The sequence below is a fragment of the Okeania sp. SIO2B3 genome, from assembly GCF_010672525.1.
Taxonomy (GTDB): domain Bacteria; phylum Cyanobacteriota; class Cyanobacteriia; order Cyanobacteriales; family Microcoleaceae; genus Okeania.
In genome coordinates, this window is the sequence record NZ_JAAHGH010000205.1 from 1 (window position 1) to 4647 (window position 4647).

At 40.9% G+C, this 4647-nt stretch carries 2 protein-coding genes; both read right to left on the reverse strand.

Going from position 1 to position 4647, the window contains the following annotated elements; all coding sequences use genetic code 11:
* Positions 1-113: 113 nt before the first annotated feature.
* Positions 114-1706, reverse strand: a complete 1593-nt coding sequence (locus F6K15_RS37460) for a reverse transcriptase domain-containing protein (RefSeq protein WP_363269544.1) — start codon at positions 1704-1706, stop codon at positions 114-116.
* Between the two features lie 726 nt (positions 1707-2432).
* Positions 2433-4025 (reverse strand): reverse transcriptase domain-containing protein, encoded by a 1593-nt coding sequence (locus F6K15_RS37465; protein ID WP_363269544.1) that lies wholly within the window; start codon positions 4023-4025, stop codon positions 2433-2435.
* Positions 4026-4647: the final 622 nt, after the last annotated feature.

Below are 4647 nucleotides of genomic sequence, written 5' to 3' on the forward strand. Positions count from 1 at the left end.
CTGGTTGGGTCGAAGCCTGGTATTACCCAGGGCAACTCCCAGTTAGATCCGGACGTGCCCGTTTCCGTGCATCCGGCTCCCGACAATCTGTACATCACTCAGGGGAGTGAGTATCATTGCTTCATGTGAATGTATTGATGACAGCTACGGTGGACAGCTATTAGGTTTTCTCTTTTCCAATTATTGTGATTGTCATCCACATGATGTAGTTCGACCTTTTCATCATCTGTGAAGTTTAGTCCGCAGTATTCACATTTATGGTTTTGCCTTTTTAAAGCTTCTGATGTTGCACCATCGTAGAGTTTGGAGTTTCTTTTGCTCCAATATGTGATGTCTCCATCAAATGGAGATTTGTTGCCTTTGACCATGATATGGTCGTTTTCTTTCCAACCTGGGTTGGGGAAGGCTTTATCAATAAGTTGTTTTGCAGTGTATCTATTTAATTTTCGTTCTTTGTTAAATACTGTATATGCCCTTTTGGTCATAAAGTATAGTGAGAACCTAGCCCCATCTAATTTGCAATACTTATGATAGTTTCTCCATCCTCTTACTACTGATGCAATTTTCTTGGCTTTTACTTTGGCTCCAAATGCTGAGAAGTTGATTATGGCTTTAGCCTTCTCCCTAAAAGCTTTGAAGTTGTCCTCTGAGGGCGTACTTCTAAACTTGTGGTTATTAGTCTGGACGTAAAAGTGCCATCCTAGAAAGTCAAATCCATCTGTCGCTTTAACTAATCTGGTCTTACTTGGCTTTATCTCTAGTCCCCTTTTCTGTAGGAACCTTGTGACTTCTTCTTCGATTGCTTTCTTCTCTCTGGCAATTATTTGGTTTAATTTCCTTTCGTGCCATCCCTTCGTTGGGTCTGAAGTGAAGCCGGGGTCGATTATGAATACTAGGTCGTCAGCGTATCTGATGCACTTGGCGGGGTTTTTATTCCCGATGTCTAGCGATTCGATTCCGTTGAGTGATATGTTGGCTAATAGAGGTGAAATTACTCCACCCTGTGGGACTCCTTGTTCCGGGAATCCTATAGATGTTCCTGATTTTAAGCATCCCCATAAACCTTGTTTGATTGTCTGGGGTGCTATAATTTGTTTCATTAGATGCTTGTGGTCGATTCTGTCAAAACATTTGGCTATATCCATTTCGTAGATATATTTTCTATGTCCATTTGCGTTTGACCTTAATCCGTAAAATATCTGTTTTTGTGCATCATGGGCACTTCTCCCTGGTCTGAAGCCGTAACTTCTGGCATGGAATGTGGCTTCATGTGCTGGTTCGATGGCTAATTTGCACCATGCTTGCCATGCTCTATCTGCTATGGTTGGAACCTTTAGCATTCTCGTTGAGCCATCCTTTTTTGGTATTGGGATTTCTCGGAGTTTGTTATGTTTCCAGTTGTGGCCATATTTTTCGAGCATAATGAAGAGGGCGAACCTTTCTTCAAAATTTAAGCTGGCTTTTCCATCTACACCCGCAGTTTTCTTACCCTGATTTTCTTGTGTCACTCGGCGAATCGCTAGGAATTTTGCTGCGCGACTTCGTAGCAAAAGCTTCTGTAAATTCCGGACTTGTTTGTAATCTTTCCTCAGCATAGCTTTGTAAATTCTCTTTTGTAGTCGGAATAGCTTTTTCCTGGCTAGTTTCCAGTCTAAGTTTTTCCAAAGTTCACTAAGTTTTCCTTGTGTCATAACTATAATCTCCATTAGATTATTTACTCTGATTGCCTCGTTCCAATTACGGAACGTCCTACCCGATGTATGGGATTACACTCTCGTCAGCTTACTCAAGTTCGACATCCTATTGTTCAGGGGCGATATCGGATATGAACCCTTGAACAATAGACTTGAGACCATGACACCGTTTTTATTCGTTCCCTTATGAGATTGGTTGATAACTTAGAGCAGTTCAATTTGCCTGATGCCTTATTCAGAATTGTTCTAAGCGAGGAAATTTCTAGAACGAATAATTAGGTTTCTCACCTTTGGCATTGAATCCACTTTGATTGTTCAGATAGATGGATTAATATTGAGACACTTTTTTAGAACTTGTTTTACTCATATCATCTCCCTATTAGTGGTCGTTGGGGGATATCTGCTTTTCCCTTGTCCACCCTGTTACCAGCTTCAGTCTGTAAGATTCCGAGCTTACTCGCTGTGGTCAGATAAGGAGTCACTCCATTCTTAGAGGGTAGGACTTTCACCTACATCTACATAAGAGTTAGATAACATCTGTTTTATCCCTTGAGTTATGTCATTCTGTGTAAATCTTATTGAGATTTCTGTTTTGACAGTCTGATTTTCATCAAGAACGAATCGCACGGTTGGGTCGAAGCCTGGTATTACCCAGGGCAACTCCCAGTTAGATCCGGACGTGCCCGTTTCCGTGCATCCGGCTCCCGACAATCTGTACATCACTCAGGGGAGTGAGTATCATTGCTTCATGTGAATGTATTGATGACAGCTACGGTGGACAGCTATTAGGTTTTCTCTTTTCCAATTATTGTGATTGTCATCCACATGATGTAGTTCGACCTTTTCATCATCTGTGAAGTTTAGTCCGCAGTATTCACATTTATGGTTTTGCCTTTTTAAAGCTTCTGATGTTGCACCATCGTAGAGTTTGGAGTTTCTTTTGCTCCAATATGTGATGTCTCCATCAAATGGAGATTTGTTGCCTTTGACCATGATATGGTCGTTTTCTTTCCAACCTGGGTTGGGGAAGGCTTTATCAATAAGTTGTTTTGCAGTGTATCTATTTAATTTTCGTTCTTTGTTAAATACTGTATATGCCCTTTTGGTCATAAAGTATAGTGAGAACCTAGCCCCATCTAATTTGCAATACTTATGATAGTTTCTCCATCCTCTTACTACTGATGCAATTTTCTTGGCTTTTACTTTGGCTCCAAATGCTGAGAAGTTGATTATGGCTTTAGCCTTCTCCCTAAAAGCTTTGAAGTTGTCCTCTGAGGGCGTACTTCTAAACTTGTGGTTATTAGTCTGGACGTAAAAGTGCCATCCTAGAAAGTCAAATCCATCTGTCGCTTTAACTAATCTGGTCTTACTTGGCTTTATCTCTAGTCCCCTTTTCTGTAGGAACCTTGTGACTTCTTCTTCGATTGCTTTCTTCTCTCTGGCAATTATTTGGTTTAATTTCCTTTCGTGCCATCCCTTCGTTGGGTCTGAAGTGAAGCCGGGGTCGATTATGAATACTAGGTCGTCAGCGTATCTGATGCACTTGGCGGGGTTTTTATTCCCGATGTCTAGCGATTCGATTCCGTTGAGTGATATGTTGGCTAATAGAGGTGAAATTACTCCACCCTGTGGGACTCCTTGTTCCGGGAATCCTATAGATGTTCCTGATTTTAAGCATCCCCATAAACCTTGTTTGATTGTCTGGGGTGCTATAATTTGTTTCATTAGATGCTTGTGGTCGATTCTGTCAAAACATTTGGCTATATCCATTTCGTAGATATATTTTCTATGTCCATTTGCGTTTGACCTTAATCCGTAAAATATCTGTTTTTGTGCATCATGGGCACTTCTCCCTGGTCTGAAGCCGTAACTTCTGGCATGGAATGTGGCTTCATGTGCTGGTTCGATGGCTAATTTGCACCATGCTTGCCATGCTCTATCTGCTATGGTTGGAACCTTTAGCATTCTCGTTGAGCCATCCTTTTTTGGTATTGGGATTTCTCGGAGTTTGTTATGTTTCCAGTTGTGGCCATATTTTTCGAGCATAATGAAGAGGGCGAACCTTTCTTCAAAATTTAAGCTGGCTTTTCCATCTACACCCGCAGTTTTCTTACCCTGATTTTCTTGTGTCACTCGGCGAATCGCTAGGAATTTTGCTGCGCGACTTCGTAGCAAAAGCTTCTGTAAATTCCGGACTTGTTTGTAATCTTTCCTCAGCATAGCTTTGTAAATTCTCTTTTGTAGTCGGAATAGCTTTTTCCTGGCTAGTTTCCAGTCTAAGTTTTTCCAAAGTTCACTAAGTTTTCCTTGTGTCATAACTATAATCTCCATTAGATTATTTACTCTGATTGCCTCGTTCCAATTACGGAACGTCCTACCCGATGTATGGGATTACACTCTCGTCAGCTTACTCAAGTTCGACATCCTATTGTTCAGGGGCGATATCGGATATGAACCCTTGAACAATAGACTTGAGACCATGACACCGTTTTTATTCGTTCCCTTATGAGATTGGTTGATAACTTAGAGCAGTTCAATTTGCCTGATGCCTTATTCAGAATTGTTCTAAGCGAGGAAATTTCTAGAACGAATAATTAGGTTTCTCACCTTTGGCATTGAATCCACTTTGATTGTTCAGATAGATGGATTAATATTGAGACACTTTTTTAGAACTTGTTTTACTCATATCATCTCCCTATTAGTGGTCGTTGGGGGATATCTGCTTTTCCCTTGTCCACCCTGTTACCAGCTTCAGTCTGTAAGATTCCGAGCTTACTCGCTGTGGTCAGATAAGGAGTCACTCCATTCTTAGAGGGTAGGACTTTCACCTACATCTACATAAGAGTTAGATAACATCTGTTTTATCCCTTGAGTTATGTCATTCTGTGTAAATCTTATTGAGATTTCTGTTTTGACAGTCTGATTTTCATCAAGAACGAATCGCACTTCCTCT

What these genes read in the sequence shown, in the direction of transcription:
- F6K15_RS37465 (WP_363269544.1), bottom strand. Translation starts at nt 4,025, where the DNA reads ATGGAGATTATAGTTATGACACAAGGAAAACTTAGTGAACTTTGGAAA.
- F6K15_RS37460 (WP_363269544.1), bottom strand. Translation starts at nt 1,706, where the DNA reads ATGGAGATTATAGTTATGACACAAGGAAAACTTAGTGAACTTTGGAAA.